Origin of the sequence: Halomonas sp. ISL-56 (assembly GCF_018612805.1) — a bacterium.
Lineage (GTDB): Bacteria > Pseudomonadota > Gammaproteobacteria > Pseudomonadales > Halomonadaceae > Vreelandella.
Genome location: NZ_JAGGRO010000004.1, coordinates 1 through 19575 on the forward strand (window position 1 = coordinate 1; position 19575 = coordinate 19575).

At 57.7% G+C, this 19575-nt stretch carries 18 protein-coding genes; 14 read left to right on the forward strand and 4 right to left on the reverse strand.

Translation table 11 applies throughout. The annotated features are described in order from the left end of the window. Positions 1-200 precede the first annotated feature (200 nt). Entirely contained in the window at positions 201-1400 is a 1200-nt protein-coding gene (gene tyrS, locus J7J49_RS02080; protein WP_215089848.1) for a tyrosine--tRNA ligase, read from the reverse strand. A gap of 152 nt (positions 1401-1552) precedes the next feature. Between tyrS and J7J49_RS02085 the strand changes: the two genes are divergently transcribed. Further along, complete coding sequence (locus J7J49_RS02085; RefSeq protein ID WP_215089850.1) at positions 1553-2692, forward strand: anhydro-N-acetylmuramic acid kinase; 1140 nt, start codon at positions 1553-1555, stop codon at positions 2690-2692. 46 nt (positions 2693-2738) lie between these two features. Here J7J49_RS02085 and J7J49_RS02090 read toward each other — a convergent pair whose 3' ends face one another. Next, the gene (locus tag J7J49_RS02090) at positions 2739-3773 is read right to left on the reverse strand and encodes a type IV pilus twitching motility protein PilT (protein WP_215089852.1); all 1035 of its coding nucleotides are present in this window, start codon (positions 3771-3773) and stop codon (positions 2739-2741) included. A 32-nt stretch (positions 3774-3805) separates the two neighbouring features. Between J7J49_RS02090 and J7J49_RS02095 the strand changes: the two genes are divergently transcribed. The 6 genes from J7J49_RS02095 to J7J49_RS02120 all read left to right on the forward strand — a co-directional run bounded on the left by J7J49_RS02095 (position 3806) and on the right by J7J49_RS02120 (position 8424). Next, entirely contained in the window at positions 3806-4522 is a 717-nt protein-coding gene (locus J7J49_RS02095) for a YggS family pyridoxal phosphate-dependent enzyme (RefSeq protein WP_215089854.1), read from the forward strand. Positions 4523-4586: 64 nt separating this feature from the next. Further along, positions 4587-5411, forward strand: a complete 825-nt coding sequence (proC, locus tag J7J49_RS02100) for a pyrroline-5-carboxylate reductase (RefSeq protein ID WP_215089856.1) — start codon at positions 4587-4589, stop codon at positions 5409-5411. A gap of 57 nt (positions 5412-5468) precedes the next feature. Then, positions 5469-6062: a YggT family protein gene (locus J7J49_RS02105; protein WP_215089858.1), complete on the forward strand. Its 594-nt coding sequence runs from the start codon at positions 5469-5471 to the stop codon at positions 6060-6062. A 68-nt stretch (positions 6063-6130) separates the two neighbouring features. Next, the gene (gene metX, locus J7J49_RS02110; RefSeq protein ID WP_215089860.1) at positions 6131-7342 is read left to right on the forward strand and encodes a homoserine O-succinyltransferase MetX; all 1212 of its coding nucleotides are present in this window, start codon (positions 6131-6133) and stop codon (positions 7340-7342) included. Then, entirely contained in the window at positions 7342-7935 is a 594-nt protein-coding gene (metW, locus tag J7J49_RS02115; protein ID WP_215090243.1) for a methionine biosynthesis protein MetW, read from the forward strand. The genes metX and metW overlap by 1 nt, the downstream gene beginning before the upstream one ends. 27 nt (positions 7936-7962) lie before the next feature. Continuing rightward, positions 7963-8424, forward strand: coding sequence for a DUF4426 domain-containing protein (locus J7J49_RS02120; protein WP_064234898.1), 462 nt, complete (start codon positions 7963-7965; stop codon positions 8422-8424). A gap of 7 nt (positions 8425-8431) precedes the next feature. On the opposite strand, the gene sfsA is transcribed toward J7J49_RS02120, so the two are convergent. Both sfsA and J7J49_RS02130 read right to left on the reverse strand, forming a co-directional pair. Further along, a complete protein-coding gene (sfsA, locus tag J7J49_RS02125) occupies positions 8432-9175 on the reverse strand; it encodes a DNA/RNA nuclease SfsA (protein ID WP_215089862.1) in 744 nt (247 codons plus the stop codon). After that, positions 9175-10335 carry an aminotransferase class I/II-fold pyridoxal phosphate-dependent enzyme gene (locus tag J7J49_RS02130; RefSeq protein ID WP_215089864.1) on the reverse strand — a complete coding sequence of 387 codons (1161 nt, stop codon included), beginning with the start codon at positions 10333-10335 and terminating at the stop codon, positions 9175-9177. The genes sfsA and J7J49_RS02130 overlap by 1 nt, the downstream gene beginning before the upstream one ends. Before the next feature lie 231 nt (positions 10336-10566). Between J7J49_RS02130 and dksA the strand changes: the two genes are divergently transcribed. The 7 genes from dksA (at position 10567) to folK (ending at position 19269) form a co-directional block, all read left to right on the forward strand. Then, positions 10567-11004, forward strand: coding sequence for an RNA polymerase-binding protein DksA (gene dksA, locus J7J49_RS02135; protein ID WP_007111809.1), 438 nt, complete (start codon positions 10567-10569; stop codon positions 11002-11004). A gap of 87 nt (positions 11005-11091) precedes the next feature. Then, positions 11092-12003 (forward strand): tRNA glutamyl-Q(34) synthetase GluQRS, encoded by a 912-nt coding sequence (gene gluQRS / locus J7J49_RS02140; protein ID WP_215089866.1) that lies wholly within the window; start codon positions 11092-11094, stop codon positions 12001-12003. A 1-nt stretch (position 12004) separates the two neighbouring features. Beyond that, on the forward strand, positions 12005-12181 hold the full coding sequence (locus tag J7J49_RS02145; protein ID WP_165603383.1) for a hypothetical protein: 177 nt from the start codon (positions 12005-12007) through the stop codon (positions 12179-12181). A gap of 1 nt (position 12182) precedes the next feature. Further along, positions 12183-15131, forward strand: coding sequence for an ATP-binding protein (locus tag J7J49_RS02150; protein ID WP_215090244.1), 2949 nt, complete (start codon positions 12183-12185; stop codon positions 15129-15131). Next, complete coding sequence (locus tag J7J49_RS02155) at positions 15109-16497, forward strand: sigma-54-dependent transcriptional regulator (protein WP_064234902.1); 1389 nt, start codon at positions 15109-15111, stop codon at positions 16495-16497. The genes J7J49_RS02150 and J7J49_RS02155 overlap by 23 nt, the downstream gene beginning before the upstream one ends. Positions 16498-17392: 895 nt before the next feature. Beyond that, positions 17393-18775, forward strand: coding sequence for a polynucleotide adenylyltransferase PcnB (gene pcnB, locus J7J49_RS02160; protein WP_215089868.1), 1383 nt, complete (start codon positions 17393-17395; stop codon positions 18773-18775). Next, a complete protein-coding gene (gene folK / locus J7J49_RS02165) occupies positions 18775-19269 on the forward strand; it encodes a 2-amino-4-hydroxy-6-hydroxymethyldihydropteridine diphosphokinase (protein ID WP_064234904.1) in 495 nt (164 codons plus the stop codon). The genes pcnB and folK overlap by 1 nt, the downstream gene beginning before the upstream one ends. The last annotated feature ends 306 nt before the right edge of the window (positions 19270-19575 follow it).

The following is a 19575-nucleotide window of genomic DNA, read 5'->3' on the forward strand; positions in this document are numbered from 1 at the left end:
GCGTATTCTACGCATTTCCTGATGTTTGTCAATCGCTGTTTTCTTTAGCGAGTAAAGCGAGCGATACAGCCTGCTCTAACCTCCTGACAAACCAAGGCTTTTACACCTCATGCACCGCTGGTAACGCTTGGCGTCCCCGGCAGCGGATGCGTACTTTACGGATTCGCTACCGAGTTGGCAAGGGCTTTTTGACAGAAAATTCAAATAAGCGTCACACGGGCGTAACGTTTCTTACCCGCTTGGATAACGTAGCTCTTACCTGTCGCCAGCATGGTGTCTTTGGCAACGACGTCGCCGTCGACTTTGACCCGGCCATTACCCAGCATATCTTTGGCCTGGGCGCTGTTGTTCGCAAGCTCAGCTCGATTGAGCACGGCCGCAATGGGTGCTTGTTCACTGCCTTCAAAATCGACCGTGACTTCCGGCAGGTCTTCCGGCAGTTCGCCATCGGCCAGCTGGTTACCCGCTGACTTGTGCGCATTGGCCGCCGCTTCATCGCCGTGGTAGCGGGCGATAAGTTCCCGCGCCAGCTCCATTTTGACGTCGCGCGGGTTGGCGCCCTGCTCAACGCTTTGCTTGAGCGCTTCGATCTCTTGGTTGGATTTTAAAGAGAGCAGCTCAAAGTAGCGCCACATTAAGCTATCCGGCATGGAGACCAGCTTGTTGAACATGGAACCCGGTGCTTCATCGACACCAATGTAGTTACCCAAGGACTTCGACATCTTCTGCACGCCATCTAATCCTTCCAGCAGCGGCATGGTGATGACCACTTGGGGCTCTTGGCCGAAGTGCTTTTGGATTTCGCGCCCCATTAGCAGGTTGAACTTCTGGTCGGTGCCGCCCAGCTCCACATCTGCTTCAAGCGCTACCGAGTCGTAGCCCTGGACCAGCGGGTAGAGAAATTCGTGGATGGCAATGGACTGATTGGCTTTGTAGCGCTTTTCAAAGTCGTCCCGTTCCAGCATGCGTGCGACGGTACTTTGGGCGGCCAGCTCAATCATTTTGGCGGCGGAGAGCTCGCCAAACCATTCGGCGTTAAAGCGCACCTCGGTTTTTTCAGGGTCGAGGATTTTAAACACCTGTTCCTTATAGGTTTCGGCGTTGGCTTTAACGTCCTCTTCAGTGAGCGGCTTACGCGTTACGTTTTTACCGGTGGGGTCACCAATACGACCGGTAAAGTCACCGATCAGAAAGATAACCGTATGCCCTAAGTCCTGAAACTGGCGCATTTTGGTGAGCAACACGCTGTGCCCCAAGTGCAGGTCGGGGGCCGTGGGATCAAAACCCGCTTTAATACGCAGCTTGCGGCCTGAAGCAAGCTTCTTTTTTAACTCATCCTCTACCAGGATTTCATGCGTACCGCGCGACAGCAGCGCTAAAGCCTGACCCACCTCACTCATTGCCTCTCTCCACTATAATAAGAACCGCCCATACCGGGCTCAGGTGATAAATAGTCGACGATGTTACCATGCTCGTTCGCCCTGGTTGAGCCTTGGTTTAGCCTTGTTTTAGCCCTGGCTGGATATTAGCCACGCTTTGTACGAGTTTGCTTATGAAATCACCGACCGCTTCGCCGCTTTATTATATTGGCTTGATGTCCGGCACTAGCCTGGACGGTATTGATGCGGCGCTTATCGCTATCGAAGATGACTTACCACCGCGACTATTAGCAACCCACGCCGAACCGATGCCCGATGAGCTGCATCACCTACTGTTTAAACTGTGCCATGCAGAGCAGGTAAGTTTTGCGCAGCTCGCAGCCGCGGAGCACGCATTCTGCCAATGCCAAGCCCAAGCCGTGCACCAGTTATTAGCGCCGCTCTCAGTGGGTATAGAGCAGGTCAGCGCGATAGGCAGTCATGGCCAGACTATCGAGCACGCCCCCAAAGGCCACGAGGGCGGCCCGGCCTATACCCTTCAGTTGGATAACCCTAGCTTGCTGGCAGAACTTACCGGCTGCACGGTGGTGGCCGATTTCCGTCGCCGCGACCTAGCGGCGGGAGGCCAAGCTGCACCGCTGGCACCGGCGTTCCATCAGGCGCTATTTGGTCGAGCAGACGCGCATCAGCTGGTGCTTAATTTGGGCGGCTTTGCCAACCTCACCTGGCTCTCTAGCCAGCCGAGCGACCCCGTGATCGGTTTCGATACCGGCCCCGCGAATGTTTTATTGGATAGCTGGTTTGCCTTGCACCAGGGCGGCCGCTTTGACCAGGATGGCGATTGGGCCGCTAGCGGAAAGATAGATGACGGGCTGCTAGCTCGGTTGTTATCAGAACCTTTTTTCCAGCAGCCGCCGCCAAGAAGCACAGGGCGCGAGTTATTCCACCTAGAGTGGCTACGGCAACACCTCCGCGGCCAGGAAGCGGCTGCCGATGTGCAGGCGACGCTTGCCGAACTCACCGCCGTCAGTGTTGCTCAAGGCGTAGAACAACTGCAGATCAATGACAGCCCCCTCACGCTGATCACCGCTGGCGGCGGCGCCCACAACAGCTACTTAATGCAGCGCCTTGCCTGTCACATTCCCTACGCAACGTTCACTTCGCCCGCGGCCTACGGCTGGCCTGAAGATTGGATTGAGGCAGGGGCTTTCGCCTGGCTAGCTCACCAGCGCCTGCATCACCTGCCTGGCAACCTACCCTCGGTCACCGGCGCACAGGGCCCGCGGGTGCTGGGCGGCATTTATGCCAGCTAAAAGAAGAACCTTTTACCGTATATGGCGCTTTAAGGATTACTCATCCTTAAAGCGCCAGCGTGCCCTTCGCACTTAGCTGCGCCTCTTCTAAACTCACTGTGCCCTCTTTGACTAGCTGGGTGAGCGCAGCATCGAGGGTTTGCATACCCAAACTGCCGCCGGTTTGAATGGCCGAGTACATCTGCGCCACTTTGTCCTCACGAATCAAGTTACGTACCGCCGAGGTCGCAATCAGTACTTCGTGCGCCGCTACCCGGCCACCACTCTCACGCTTTAGCAGCGTCTGCGACACCACCGCCTGGAGTGATTCCGACAGCATTGAGCGCACCATGGCTTTTTCTTCGCCGGGAAACACATCAATAATCCGATCCACTGTTTTCGCCGCTGAAGTGGTGTGCAGCGTTCCCAGCACCAGATGACCGGTTTCAGCCGCGGTCAGCGCTAGACGAATGGTCTCCAAGTCACGCAGCTCGCCAACAAGAATCACATCTGGGTCTTCGCGCAGGGCGCTACGTAACGCGTCGGCAAAACTATGGGTATCGCGGTGCACTTCGCGCTGGTTAATCAAGCAGCGCTTGCTCGCGTGAACAAACTCAACAGGATCTTCAATGGTGAGAATGTGCTCATATCGATGGTCGTTAATATAGTCGATCATCGCCGCGAGCGTGGTGCTCTTGCCTGAACCCGTTGGCCCAGTCACCAGCACCAGACCACGCGGCAGCATTGCTAAGCGTTCGAACACCTCACCAAGCCCCAAGGCTTGCATGGAGAGCACTTGATTGGGAATGGTACGAAACACCGCCCCCGCGCCGCGCGCTTGGGTAAAGGCGTTGACACGAAAGCGCGCCACCCCCGGCAGTTCAAAGGAAAAATCAATTTCCAGACGCTCTTCGTAGTCGCGCCGCTGACGATCATTCATGATGGCGTAGATCAATTTGCGCACATCGTTATTATCGATAGCGGGCACATTGAGCCGACGAATGTCGCCATCAACACGTATCATGGGCGGCAAACCCGCCGAAAGGTGCAAGTCAGAGGCATTCTGCTTTGCCGAGAATGCTAGCAGTTCGGTAATATCCATCTCTCTTCCCCGCTGCGGTAAGGTGCTTGAGTATGACAGACATCGCGCTTAACGAGTCACTCGCCAGTTCCTATGATCAGGCGCGTGAACGCCTGCGTAACGCCTTAACAAGTGCGGGGCGCTCTCAGGATGCAGCCCAGCTACTGGCAGTCAGCAAAACCAAACCGGCGGCGATGATTCGCCAAGCTTGGCTGCTGGGGCAGCGTGAATTCGGTGAAAACTATCTGCAAGAAGCGCTGAATAAGCAGACTGAGCTCGCTGATCTTGATGGCATTGTATGGCATTTCATCGGGCCGCTGCAGTCCAACAAGACCCGCTCTGCGGCCGAACACTTTGACTGGGTGCACAGCGTTGATCGGCTAAAAATTGCCAAGCGGCTAAGCGAACAGCGCCCAACGCACCTTGCCCCACTGAATATCTGCCTGCAGGTTAATATCAGCCGCGAAGAGAGCAAAGCGGGTGTGCCGCCCGAGGAGCTGGAGATATTGGCCAGGGAAGTTGCCACACTGCCTAACCTGCGCCTGCGCGGTTTAATGGCGATACCCGCCCCGGCAGAAGGTGTGGAGGCGCAGCGCCAGCCATTAGCCGCCCTGCGCAAGGCGTTTAATGCGCTGCAAAACGCCCTCCCCGAAGCGCCGCTTGATACGCTCTCGATGGGCATGAGCGACGACTTGGAAGCGGCGATACTCGAAGGCGCCACGCTGGTGCGCTTAGGTACCGCAATTTTCGGCGCCCGCCAGACGGCATAGACAAATAACGCTATGCTGCAGCCCATACATTACTGAGCCAACGTTTACTAAAGGGACACCTATCATGGCGAACAAGATTACTTTCATTGGGGCCGGCAATATGGCCAGCGCCATTATCGGCGGCCTGATCAGCAGCGGCGTTGAACCCTCGACGATTACCGCCACCGCGCCAAACGACAGCGAACTGGCAGCGATTAAACAGCGCTTAGGCATTAATACCGACACCGACAACAACGCGGCGGTGGCTGAGGCCGACGTGGTGGTGCTCGCGGTGAAGCCGCAAATCATGCGCGGCGTATGCGAAGCCCTGCACGATAGCGTTCAGTGCCAGCAGCCGTTGGTGATCTCGATTGCGGCAGGCCTGGATGCTGACACTATCGACCAGTGGCTAGGTGGTCAAAACGCCATGGTGCGCTGCATGCCTAATACGCCTTCGCTGGTCGGTTACGGCGCCAGCGGCCTCTACGCCAATGCCAAGGTCAGCGGCGCCCAGCGCGACGTGGCCACCCAGTTGATGGAAGCGGTCGGCATTGTCGAATGGGTGGAAGAGGAAGCCCTGTTAGATGCAGTGACCGCCGTTTCCGGCAGTGCCCCGGCCTACTTCTTTTTAATGTTTGAGGCCATGGAAGAAGCGGCAGTTAAGCTCGGCCTACCTGCCGCCACGGCGCGCCGCCTGGCGATTCAAACCGCGCTGGGTGCCGCCACTATGGCGCAGCAAAGTGATAAAGATCCCGCCACATTGAAACAGAACGTGATGTCGCCGGGCGGCACCACCGAGCGTGCCATTCAACATATGGAAGAGGCACAATTGCGCACCACCATTGCCGACGCTATGCAGGCCTGCGCTGACCGTGCCCAGGCAATGGCCAAGGAATTAAGCGGCCGCTAATGACAGCCATTCGGCGAGCGCCGCCGTTAAGCTACGGATCATCAAGGAGACTCTATAATGGGCAACGAACTGGGCAGTGCAGGGTTGATGCTGGTCAACACCCTGATCAATATTTATTTGTTTTTACTCATGCTGCGCTTTCTACTGCAGGCCTCGCGGGCGGATTACTACAATCCGTTAAGCCAATCGGTGGTGAAGATTACCCAGCCGGTGGTAGGCCTGTTCCAAAGCTTTTTAGGCCCTGTGGCTGGCCGCTTCGACCTCGCTACTTTAGCGGCAGGCTTTGTGTTGAAAGTGGTCAGTATCATCGCCATCTTTATGGTCATCGGTGTGGGCATGCCGCCCATTCCTGGCCTGCTCATCGCGGGTGTAGCGGCGTTGGCGAATGCGATTTTAAAAATCTACTTCTTCGCCATGATCGTGATGATTATTTTAAGCTGGGTAGCGCCTAACGCCAGCCACCCAGGCGCGCTGCTGGTGATGCAGTTGGTAGAACCGATTATGGCCCCAGTGCGCAAAGTGATTCCGTCGCTGGGTATGATCGATCTTTCGCCGATCGTGGTGTTTATCGCCATTAATCTGATCGACGGCCTGGTGGTCGGCTCCATGATTCGTGCGGCGGGCATTTCCGGCGCGCTGGTCGGGTTGTGATAATGGCCGTCAAAAGCTACCTAGCAAGATTCATTTAGTTGCACTTTTTAGCAGGACTCGCGCCTTCAATGCCTGATTCAGATACGCTTGCGTTTGCAGACCGGCCGGCGGGTTCCGTCGGCTTGGTTACCCCGCACGTAGCCCGCTTCGACACGCCACTCGCCCTTGCCTGCGGCAAAGTGCTACCTGCCTACGAGCTGATTTACGAAACCTACGGCACGCTGAACGCTGAGCGCAGCAACGCAGTGCTGATTTGCCACGCGCTTTCCGGCCATCACCACGCGGCAGGCTACCACAGCGAAGAAGATCGTAAGCCTGGCTGGTGGGATGCCCATATCGGCCCCGGCAAAGCGATCGACACTAATCGCTTTTTTGTGGTTTCGCTGAACAACCTGGGTGGCTGCCACGGCAGCACCGGGCCAGTCAGCCACAACCCTGACACCGGCCGCCAGTGGGGGCCTGATTTCCCCATGGTCACGGTAAGCGACTGGGTGGCCAGTCAAGCACGCCTTGCCGACCACTTAGGGATTGAGCGCTGGGCCGCGGCAGTAGGCGGCAGTCTGGGCGGTATGCAGGTCATGCAGTGGACAATGACTTACCCAGAGCGGGTGGCCAACGCGGTAGTGATTGCCGCCACACCGCGGCTCTCGGCGCAAAACATCGCCTTTAACGAAGTGGCTCGCCAGGCGATTCGCTCTGACCCGGAGTTCTTCGACGGCTGGTACGCCGAGCACGACACCGTGCCCAAGCGCGGGCTTAAGCTTGCGCGCATGGTGGGCCATATCACCTACCTGTCGGAAGACGCCATGGGCAGCAAGTTTGGCCGCGACCTGCGCAGCGATGATCTCAACTTCGGCTTTGACGTTGAATTCCAGGTGGAGTCCTACCTGCGCTACCAGGGCGACACCTTCTCCACGGCCTTTGATGCCAATACCTACCTGCTGATGACCAAGGCGCTGGACTACTTTGACCCTTCCGCCACCCAGGGAGGCGACTTAGCCAACGCCCTGGCCCCAGCGCAGTGCCCGTTTTTAATTGTTAGCTTTACCACTGACTGGCGCTTCCCGCCCTCGCGTTCCCGTGAGCTGGTCGATGCGCTCACCCGCGCGGGTAAAGCGGTTAGCTACGCCAACATTGACTCGCCCCATGGGCACGATGCTTTCCTACTATCCGAGCCGCGCTATGACGCCATCTTCAGCGCTTTTATGAACCGCGCTGCCCGCGAGCTTAATCTCGCCGAAGCGGGCAGAGATGAAGCGAGCCTGGAGGAAACGCCATGATGCGCGCCGATCTTGAACTGATTTACGACTGGGTGCCCGAAGGCGCGCACGTACTCGACTTGGCCTGCGGCGACGGCGAGCTGCTGGAGACGCTAGCGCGCAATAAAGGCGTGACCGGCTATGGCCTGGAAATCGACCATGAAGGGATCAATGCCTGCGTCGCCCGTAGCGTCAACGTGATTGAGCACAACCTGGATGACGGTTTAAGCAGCTTCTGCGATAACAGCTACGATCAGGTGATCATGACCCAGGCGCTACAGGCGCTTCGCCGCCCGGACAAAATGCTTGATGAAATGCTGCGCGTCGCCGAAGAGGGCATCATCACCTTCCCCAACTTCGCCTACTGGCGTCACCGCGTGCATTTGGGTCTGCGCGGCTATATGCCGGTCTCCAAATCTCTGCCCCATGCCTGGTACGACACCCCCAACATCCACCTCTCGACGTTCAACGACTTTGAGCACCTATGCCGTGAGAAGGGCTTGATGATTGTTGATCGCGCGGTAGGCGTGGGGGATCATCAAGGTCACTGGAAATCGCGGCTATGGCCCAATCTGTTTGGTGAGATTGCCATTTTCCGCGTTCGCCGCCGCTAAGCTTTACGCTAATCAGGAGGTACGACCATGCTACGCCGCCTAATGATGAGTGCCGCCCTTATCGGCATGCTCTTCGCCACTACTTTCGCCACAACGGCTGCCTACGCGGAGCAGTTTGTCAGCGTAGGTGATTACGAGATTCACTACAGCGCAGTGAACAGCAGCTTTTTAACCCCGGAGGTGGCTCAAGCGAACAATCTTCAACGCAGCGCTACCCGCGGCTTGGTCAATGTGAGTGTTCGCGAGCGCCAGGACGATGGCAGCACCCGTCCGGTTAACGCCAGCGTGCAAGGCCACGTTAGCGGCTTAACCGGCGTTCAAGAGTCGCTCAGCTTTCGCACTGTGCATGACGGCGATGCCACCTACCACCTAGCGCCTTTTACCATGCGCGAAGATGAAGGCATGCGCTTTGAGCTAAGTGTTCGCTACGACCGCAACGCGGCTCCCGAAACGGTCAACTTTATTCAGCGTTTTTATATTGATCGCTAGGCACTATTTATATAAAACTCGCGTGCCGCACCGGCAGACTGCGGTTTAACCGTACGCCAATGGGGCGCCCCTGCTCCCGCACCACCTCAATACCGTAGGCCAGCACTTCCACACCGCTGGCCGCAGCTTCCCCCAGAGCCGCTGCGTACGTCGCGTCAATATGCGCAGCGGCGGCCACGTCAGCAATGCCCTCGTGGGCGACACAAAACAGCAGCACCGCTCGCTCGCCCTGCTCCGCCAGCGCCTGAAGTGAACGCAAGTGCTTGGTGCCACGCACGCTGACCGAATCGGGGAAGTAGCCGTGGCCATCCTGCTCTTTGAGGGTGACCTGCTTCACCTCGATATACACCCGCCCCTGCTCTGGATCGTCCAGCCTAAAATCGAGCCGGGCATCGGCGACTTTCACCTCCCGGCGCAGCGTGGCGTAGCCTGCCAAGGGTGCCAACGCTCCCGCCTCCAGCGCTGCCTCCACAATGCGATTCGCGCGGCCGGTATGCACCGAGGCAAGCGCCACCTGTCCATCCGCCTGCGGCAGCTCGATAAACTCCCACGTCCAGGCAAGCTTACGCTTGGGGTTATCGCTGGGAGACAGCCACACTCGGCAGCCTGGTACATTCACCGCTTTCATCGAACCGGTATTGGGGCAATGGGCGACCACCTCGCGCCCATCGTCCAAGCGCACATCGGCCAGAAAGCGCTTGTAGCGTTTGAGTAGCGTGCCCGGCACAAGCTCGGGATAGCCGCCCAGCATCAAAGCCTGCCCACAAAGCGGGCAATCCGCGCCACCGCCTCTTCCAGACGCGCCACCTCATTGGTGAAGGCAATACGCACATGGTGCTCGCCCCCGCGCACGGCGAAATCAATGCCGGGGGTAATCGCCACGTTCTCCTCCTGCAATAAGCGTTCACAGAAGGCTTGGCTATCATGGCTGTAGCGGGAGATATCCAGCCACAGATAAAATGCCCCCTGGGGCGGCAGATCCGGCGCCAGCCCTAGGCTCGCCAAGCCTTCCAACAGCACCTGACGGCGCTCTTTGAGCGTTTCGCGGCGCTGTTCAAGAATTGCCCGGCATTCAGGCGTGAACGCCGCCAATGCCGCATGCTGTGAAGGCGTCGGCGCGGCAAGGAACATATTCTGCGCCAGTCGCGTTAACGGCTCCACCGCATGCTCAGGCGCCACCAGCCAGCCCAAGCGCCAGCCGGTCATACCAAAATACTTTGAGAAGCTGTTGACCACAAAAGCGTTGGCTGAGAGCGAGGTTGCCGATAGCGGCGCATCGTCGTAGTTGAGGCCCTGATAGATCTCATCAACGATCACCTCGCCTTCACGCTCGGCAACTGCGGCTAACACGGCAGAGAGCTGATCAACGCTCAACGTGTGGCCGGTAGGATTAGAGGGCGATGCCAGCATGGCAAGGCTGGTATCCTCGCGCCAATGCTTCGCCACCAGGTCAGCATCCAGCTGCCAGCCGCTCTCACGCCCCACGGAGATCGCATCAATCTCAGCGCCCGCCAGGGCCATAAAGTGACGGTTGCAGGGATAGTTCGGGTCAGCCATCAGCACCCGCGAGCCGCTGGCGACTAACAGCTGACTGGCCAGCAGCAGCGCCCCCGAGGCCCCTGGCGTTACTAAAATACGCGCCGGATCCACCGTGGCGTTAAAGTGCTCCGCGTAATGCCCGGCGATCGCCTCGCGCAGTGCAGGCAAGCCAGCCGCGGGCGTGTAGCGGGTATGGCCTTGAGTAAGCGCCTGTTGCCCGGCCGCGATAACCGGCGCCGGGGTGGCAAAATCCGGCTCGCCCACTTCCAGATGAATCACATCGTGGCCGGCGGCTTCCCGCGCCTGGGCCATTTCCAGCAAATGCATGACCCGAAAAGGGGCAACGTGGTCGACACGCGAATTCCAGGCCATAACGGCTCCTGTATCTAGTCATTATTGAAACTGAGCTATCAGTAAAACTGGGAAATGATTAAAAGTTAACTAAAACATGGCCCTAGTCATATTCGAGGCAAGACCATCATCGAAAAGGCACCATTATGCTTGCAACCCAGCCAATTTTCAGCTAAACAAGCATCCCTTTGGCGTGAGATCGTGACAGTTGCTCATGGTCGATCAGTAGTCACATATGTAAGGGGCAGTCCCATGCCAGTAGCAGAAAAGAAACCGGAAGCGTCCAAGTCCTTCACCCCGTATGAGCCAGCGCCGGGTGAAGAGTATATGAACGAGCAGCAGTTAGCGCACTTCCGGCAGCTGCTGTTGGATTGGAAACAGGATCTCATGGAAGAGGTGGATCGTACCGTACGCCACCTGCAGGAAGATGCGAACAACTACGCCGACCCCGCCGATCGTGCTACCCAGGAAGAGGGCTTTAGCCTGGAACTGCGCACCCGGGATCGTGAGCGTAAGCTGCTCAAGAAAATTAACGAGACGTTGGATAACATTGACGACGACGATTACGGCTTCTGCGAAGCCTGCGGCGTTGAAATCGGCATCCGGCGTTTAGAAGCTCGCCCCACCGCCACCCTCTGCGTGGATTGCAAAACCCTGGCGGAACTCAAAGAGAAACAGCTGGGCGGCTGAGCGCTAAACGCACGTTCTAATGGAACGCGGGCACCTTAGGGTGCCCGTTTTTGTTAACGAATAGGCACTTACTTGCCCGATGCCCCTATGAATGAACCTGCTCACTACCGTGGTCGCTTTGCCCCTACGCCCTCAGGCCCGCTGCACTTTGGCTCGCTGGTTGCCGCACTCGGCAGCTATTTAGATGCCCGCGCGGCCGATGGGCAGTGGCTGGTACGCATTGAAGATATCGACCCACCCCGCTGCCCTGAAGGGGCGGCGAGTACTATCCTGCACCAACTGGAAACCTTCGGCCTGGAGTGGGACGAAGCGGTTATGTGGCAGCACACCCGCAATGATGCTTACCAGCACGCCTTAGACCAGCTTATTCAGCTAGGCCTTGCTTACCCGTGCAGCTGTTCCCGTAAGCAGTGGCAGGCGTTTGATATCTACCCCGGCTGGTGCCGCGATGACGTTTGCGATGCGAATAAACCGCTGGCTTGGCGGCTGCGCAGCGACCGTGGAGAACGCCCTATCCGCTGGCAAGACCGGCTATTCGGCGAGCAGCAGTTTGACCCCGCTGAACTGGGCGATGTGGTATTAAAGCGTAAAGATGGCCTATGGGCGTACCAGCTCGCTGTGGTAGTAGACGATGCCGAACAGCAGATTAGCGATGTAGTACGCGGGCTCGACCTGCTCGACAACACCCCCTGGCAGCGCCAACTGCAGAGCGCGCTTGGGCTAGCGCAACCGCACTATTTACACTTGCCGCTCATCGTTACCGCTGAAGGCCAGAAACTCTCGAAGCAGAACCTCGCCCCCGCCCTGGCGGAAGATGACCACGGTGTACGCCAGCAGCTCTATCAGGCCTTGGAAGCACTAGATCAATCGCCCCCCCAAGACCTTGCAACAGAGCCACCGGCGACTCAGCTACACTGGGCAGTAGCGAACTGGTCACTGGCACGGCTAAGCCCAACACCACACCGGTTAACACCCCTCTTACATCCACCAGGAGATTGATATGTACGTCTATCGCATCATGCTGTTTTTGGTGTTTGGCGGTTACCTGCTCTCTCCGCTGCTGATGAATGGCTGGAGCGATCCTGACGCCGCCTGGTATCGGCCGTTTGCGATTTGGGGTGGCTTGATTGCGCTAACCCTCTGGTTAGAGCAGAAGAGGAAGCTTGATGAACGTTGAGATGTCCGTTGAGATAGTCGGCGTCCTGCTGCTGGGACTAGGCTACTTGGCGCTACTGTTTGGCTGTGGTTTTGCGGTAGAGCGCGGCTGGGTACCGGTGCACATTACCCGCCACCCGATTGTTTACACCCTTGCACTGGGCGTTTACGCCAGCGCCTGGGCGATTTACGGCAGCGTGGAAATGGCTGCCCACGCCGGGTTTGGCTACCTGGCTTACTACCTGGGCGCAGCGGGGGCGTTCTTGCTCGCCCCGGTTCTGCTGGTGCCGATCCAACGCATTACCCGCACCTATCAGTTAACTTCGCTTGCGGATCTATTTGCCTTTCGCTTTCGCTCGCGGTGGGCGGGTACGCTAGTCACCATGGTTAGTCTACTGGCGGTGCTGCCACTGCTCGGCATTCAAGTCCAAACCCTCAGCGAAGCTATCGACATACTCACCGTCAGCCAAGCGGGAGGCAGCATTGCGCTGCTCTTTTGTGCCGTTATTGCCGCCTTTGCAGTGATTTTCGGCGCCCGCCACAGTCAGGCTCATGGCCGCCACGACACCCTGCTGAGTGCTATCGCATTTGAATCCATCGTTAAGCTATTGGCCATGCTGGGGCTGGGTGCTGTAGCTCTATGGATGGTGTTTGACGGCCCTGGCGATCTACAGCTGTGGCTAGAAGGCCCCGGCGCTATCCTCCAGCAGCAAACACCCAAGCTTGACCCAGCGCAGTGGCGAACCCTGCTGCTACTGTTTTTTGCTGCAGCCTTTATGATGCCGCACCTCTTCCATATTAGCTTTGCCGAAAGCCTGTCACGACATACCCTGCTACAAGCCAGTTGGGCACTGCCGCTGTTTCTACTCTTAATGGCGCTGCCGGTGCCGCTGATCTGGTGGGCCGCTCAGTCGGTTAATCCCGACATCCCCATCGCCGCTTATGCCGCCTACCTGATGACCGAGCACTGGTGGGTGGGGGCGCTGGCGTTTATCGGCGGATTGGCCGCCGCCAGCGGCACCATGATTATGATTGCGCTAGCCCTTTCCGGCATGGTGTTGAACCATATTGTACTGGTAGCGAGGCCCCCCGAGGCGCGCAGTGACCTCTACGGCTGGCTGCTATGGCTACGCCGCGGCTTAGTCGTTGCGGTGATTATCGGTGGCTGGTTATTTTACCAGTGGGTAGGGCGCCACCACGGCTTGATCGGCCTAGGGCTTGCCGCGTTTGTCGGCATGGCCCAATGTCTGCCCGGTCTGCTGGCGCTGCTCTACTGGCCCGGCGCTAACCGTAAAGGCATGATTATTGGCCTGAGCGCAGGTGTCGGCGTATGGCTGTGGGGCCTATGGCTACCGCTGATGCTGTCGCTCCCCGTACCGACGCTACCCTTTACCCCGTTTATGCCCGCCAATGCGCCGGTTTGGTATAACGTCACGCTGCTTTCGTTAGCGGTCAATATCCTGCTGCTGATTGTGATATCGCTGTTCACGCGAATTTCTGAAGGAGAGCAGTCCGCCGCGGAAGCGTGTTCGGTAGATGCGGTGATCCGCTCGAAGCGTTTTCCGCTGGAAGCCGCGACGGCGAGTGATTTTTCTAACCATTTAGCCCAAGCGCTGGGCGATGAAGCTGCTCAGCGTGAAGTCGCCCGCGCCTTAAAGGCGCTCAACTTAACGCCCCAGGAGCGCCGCCCCTACGCATTGCGCCGCCTGCGCGACCGCATTCAAGCCAATCTCTCGGGTTTAATGGGGCCTTCGGTAGCGCGGGATATCGTGGATCGCTACCTGCCCTACCGCCACGACGACGCCCCGGAAACCGACGATATTCACTTTGTTGAAAGTCGCCTGGAAGCCTACCGTTCGCGGTTAACGGGGCTAGCCCGGGAACTCGACGGCTTGCGCCGCCACCACCGCCAAACCCTGGCCTATTTGCCCGTGGGCCTATGCGTGCTAGGCGATGACGATGAATTGCTGATGTGGAATCAGGCGCTCTCGCAGCTCTCGGGGATTAGCGGTGAAAGCGTGATCGGCTCGCGCCGCGATAGCCTGCCAGCTCCCTGGCCTAGCCTGCTGGGCAGCGTGTTAGACGCGACGCCAGGCCCGCTCTACAAGCAAGCGGTGACGCTGCATGGCAAGGATTACTTTCTGACCCTGCACAAAGCGATCCTCAGCGGCCACGACAGCCGTGGCGGCAGCGTAATTCTGATTGAAGACCATACCGAAATGAAGTGGCTGGAAGACGAACTGGTGCATGCGGCGCGTCTCGCCTCCATCGGCCAGTTGGCCGCTGGTGTTGCTCATGAAATTGGCAATCCAATTACTGGCATCTCATCGCTGGCACAAAATCTTCGTTACGACACCAACGACCCTGTGCTGCTGGAAACCGCCGATCAGATCCAGCAGTTGACCCAGCGGGTGACTAAAATCGTCAATTCATTGGTCGGCTTTGCCCACGGAGGCCGCCAAACGGTGCCGCTACCGGCCTCGCCCGTGGCGCTTGCATCGATTAGTGAAGATGCACTGCACTTGATCCACCTCGCCCGCTCGGGAGAGGATGTCACCTTAACCAATGAGACGCCCGATGACTTGGTCGTGCGTGGCGATGCTCAGCGGTTAACCCAAGTGATGGTCAACCTGCTGAGTAACGCCCGGGATGCCTGCGACCAAGGGGGAGAAGTTCATATAACCGCTGGGTGCCACCAGCAGCTCGCTTGGTGGCGGATAACCGATAATGGTCAGGGTATCGATCCACGGGTACGCGACCACCTGTTTGAGCCCTTTACCACCACTAAGCCAGCAGGCGAAGGCACTGGCCTGGGCCTTTCACTGGCTTATCAGATTATCAATGAGCACCAAGGTAAAATAGAGGTGGCCTCGCCACCGCCCGGACAGCCTCGCGGCACAGCCATTACCTTATGGCTGCCGCTTTACCAACAGGATGATCAGCCAGCCTATGCCCAGGATTCTGATTGTTGAAGATGAAGCGATTATTCGCAGCGCGTTAAAGCGCCTGCTGGAACGCCACGACTATGCGGTCAGTGAAGCAGGCAGCGCTGAGGAGGCCAGCCAGCTTGAACTCAAAGGGTTCGACCTCATCATCAGCGACCTGCGCCTGCCGGGTGAGCCAGGCACCATGCTGATCGCGGCTTCAAGCCCCGTGCCGGTGCTGATCATGACCAGCTACGCCAGCATGCGCTCTGCCGTGGAGTCGCTCAAACAGGGCGCCGTGGACTATGTTGCCAAACCCTTCGACCACGCCGAGCTGTTGGAAACCGTTGAGCGAATTCTGCACAAGCAGTCAATGCAGCAGATCCCACCGCCGGATATCACCGACGCAGGCGGTGGCCGCCAGACCATGATCGGCAACTGCGTTGCCATGCAGCAGGTCTACACCCGTATTAGTAAAACCGCCCCCGCCGATGTCACCGTGCTGGTACTTGGCGAGTCGGGCACCGGTAAGGAGCTGGTGGCACGCGCTATTCACCAGCAGAGCAAGCGCGCCAAGGCACCGCTGATCTGTGTCAACTGCGCAGCGATTCCTGAAACACTGATCGAATCCGAACTGTTTGGCCATGAGAAAGGCGCTTTTACCGGCGCCAGCGCCGCGCGCACCGGGTTAGTTGAAGCTGCCGACGGCGGGACGCTGTTTTTGGATGAAATTGGCGAACTGCCGTTGGACGCCCAAGCACGGCTGCTACGTGTGCTCCAAGAGGGCGAAATCCGTAAAATTGGTTCAGTGGAAACCCGCCACGTGAATGTCAGGCTGATTGCAGCCACCCATCGCGATCTGCGTGCGCTGTCAAAAACCGGCGAGTTCCGCCTTGATCTCTACTATCGCCTGAACGTGATGCAGATCGAGCTGCCGCCTTTGCGCGAGCGCGAGGATGACGTGCTTGAGATCGCCGATATTCTGCTCGATAAAGCATGTAAGCGTCATGAACGACCCGGTCTACGTTTATCACGTGCTGCCCGTCAAGATTTGCGCGACTACCCTTGGCCAGGCAACGTGCGCGAGTTGGAGAATGCGTTGGAACGCGGGGTCATCCTTGCCGAAGGACATCTCATCCACCCGGACGATTTAGGTCTAGCACCCATTACCGCTCGTCCTCATGCACCCTCAGCGAACACTCCCGCCACCTCTGGCAGTGCGGATAATGCCGCTGAAGACAATGAAGACGACCTTTCCTTAGAGGACTACTTTCAACATTTTGTGCTTGAGCACCAAGATCAAATGAGTGAAACCGAACTGGCTCAAAAATTGGGTATTAGCCGTAAAAATCTGTGGGAACGCCGCCAACGACTTGGCATACCACGCAAAAAGACTGCCCGGCGCCCAGGCTAAGCGCCTGGGCGCGCCCGGCTGACCCGGCCCCACGGCGACCTCTACGACCATTGTCTAATACACTGATTTAAATAAGAAATATCCCACTCTCCGCCACCCTGACACTGTTACCTTCCCACACAAAGCCGCGCACAAACGGACGCAGAAGAGGTAACACTTTCTGTGCTGCAAAGTTCCACCGCGTCCAAAAAAACGCCAACCTTCTGAAATTTATAATGTATTAAATAGGTGGCACAGCGTCTGCAGTATTACTGGGTAAGAAAAACAAACTGGGCATAGCGGTAGGTCACCAACAAAAACAACACGACCTCACCCCACCTGAGCCACAACAAAAACAACAGGGCCAGGTAGAGATAACAGTACTAACAATAACAACAGGCTTGAGTCTCATTACTTGCTTGCGTAGGCAGCACAGGCGCAGCGAACAATAACAAAAGCAGCAAGTGGCCCGATAAGGACGCGACGTACAACGTGACTTGGCATCCTAACAAAAATAATAGCTGTCAGTGTGTACACCCCGGCGCTAATAATAATTCCCCGGGGGGAGAAAAGTTCGCGGTTGGATTATTGTTTTGAATACGAGGCGGTCGGAACGATTGCGATCCTTACGCCTACCGACTGCGGTGCGTATTCAGGGCGATGTGCCATCATGAAGAAAAACAGCAGCATGGACGCTGATTAATCGCTTAACAGGGGAGGCTCTCTTAGCCTCCCCTTTCCGTGTCTGGTCACTTGAGTTTACGCAAACCAGCGTCAAATGCTTTGCAAGCCTTAGGGGGTCGGATACACTCAGGGATTAACTGTCTATGTTAGGTACTCATTTGACGCGCTTTTCACATAGCCATGTTACGCACTTGTTGATTTTTTTATGTACCCTGCGAGTTGAAATCGTCGCATGTTTAAAGGATTTACCCGTTTCCTACACAGCCCGGGGGAGCAATTGAAAACCTTGCTTGAACCCCAAGAGAGCAGCACCAGCGCCCTTACGCCGCGCACCATCCCTCGGTCCGAGCACCCTGTTTCTCGCCAGCATATTAGCGATGCCGCGTTAAAAGTGCTTTATCGCCTTAGCGGTGCAGGTTACGACGCCTATCTAGTGGGCGGCTGCATACGCGATGCGCTGCTTGGCAAAATGCCCAAAGATTTTGATGTGGCCACCAACGCCACTCCCGAGCAGGTGCGCGATCTATTTCGTAACTCGCGCCTGATTGGTCGGCGTTTTCGGATTGTCCATGTGCGCTTTGGCCGTGAGGTCATTGAGGTCACCACCTTCCGCGGCAAACCCCAAGACGAGCATGGCGATCACATTGCCCACCAGTCCGATGAAGGGTTACTGCTGCGCGACAACGTATGGGGCAATATTGAAGAGGATGCGCTACGACGCGATTTCACCGTAAATGCGCTCTACTACAATATCGCCGACTTCAGCATCACCGATTTTGCCAATGGTGCCGAGGATATTAAGACCCGCACCCTGCGCCTGATTGGCGACCCGGCGACGCGCTATCGCGAAGACCCGGTAAGGATGCTGCGGGCGGTGCGCTTTGCGGCTAAGCTCGACTTCACCCTAGACCCCGCCACCGAAGCGCCGATGTACGACCAGGCGCCATTGCTGCTGCAGATTCCGCCTGCGCGGCTATTCGATGAAGTGCTCAAGCTATTTATGTCGGGCCACGGTTTGGTCACCTTCCGGCTACTCAGCCACTACGGCCTGTTCGGCATGCTGTTTCCCGAGGCTGAAGAAGCCATGGCCGACGCTGCCTGGGCCGAAGAGCTGATTGAGCAAGCGCTTACCAATACCGACAAGCGCATCGCAGAAGAGCGTCCGGTCACTCCGGCGTTCCTGCTGGCGGCGTTCTTATGGGCACCCGTCAAACATCGCCAGGAAGCATTGGAGCAGGAGGGCATGCCCCCCATTCCCGCGCTTCAAGCGGCGGCTCAGCAGGTGGTTTCGCGTCAGTTAGAGTTCACCTCAATTCCCAAGCGTTTCGGCATCCCCATGCGGGAAATTTGGGAGCTCCAGCAGCGCCTGCCCCAGCGGCGCGGTAAAAAAGCCTTTCAAACCCGTGAACATTCGCGCTTCCGGGCGGGCTATGACCTGCTCCTGCTCCGCGAGCAGGCGGGTGAGATACCCAGTGGCTTAGGCGAGTGGTGGACGGCGTTTCAGCGCGGCGATGAGCACGAACAGCGGCGTTTGCTACAAAAAGTGGGCGGCGACCCCGCCAGCCAGGGTGATCGCCGTCGCAAGCGGCGGCGTAAACCAAGCGCGCCAGAGTAGTGAGTGCTCCTCCCCAGCTCGCCTATATCGGCTTGGGTAGCAATCTTGAGTCGCCTATTGAGCAGGTTCGCGAGGCGCTTAATGAACTGGCAATGCTGCCGCTAAGTCGACTAGTGGCAGCGTCCTCGCTCTACGCCAGCCGCCCCGTTGGGCCGCAGGATCAGCCAGACTTTATTAACGCCGTGGCGGCACTGGAAACCCGACTCTCACCGCTGGCGCTACTCGACCAACTCCAGGCGTTAGAACAGCAGCATCGCCGCCGCCGCCAGCGCCACTGGGGCCCGCGCACACTCGATCTAGACCTGCTGCTGTACGCCAACGACCTTATCGATACTCCCCGTTTACGCGTACCCCACCCGCACATGACTGCCCGGGCCTTTGTTTTAGTCCCGCTTGCTGAGATTGCCCCCTCGCTCACGCTTCTCCAACAGCCGCTATCCACCTGGCTTGAACGTGTTCAGAACCAAGGTCTGGAACGCTTACCTAACGCCTAGTGTGCGGCTAACGCTACCATTTGACACAAATCTCGACACTGACACCCCATTCAGGTAACAATTGCCGGTTAAGCCACTTCGCGCCTGCAGGGATGCAGCTTTAATAATGGTCGGCTGCCTATGTCGCAACGGCCTCACGTAAAACATGAGAGCACGCCGTCAATCACCTCCGGCTGAAGCCGGAGGCTTGTGAAAGCAAGCCCGGTTGACCAGGGAGAGCGGGCTGTACTGCCGCTACGTTGATAACAGGTCGCCAAAACTCACCAGTGGATGCTTCCTCAGTCCGCTGCTCTGAAAGATCAGGAT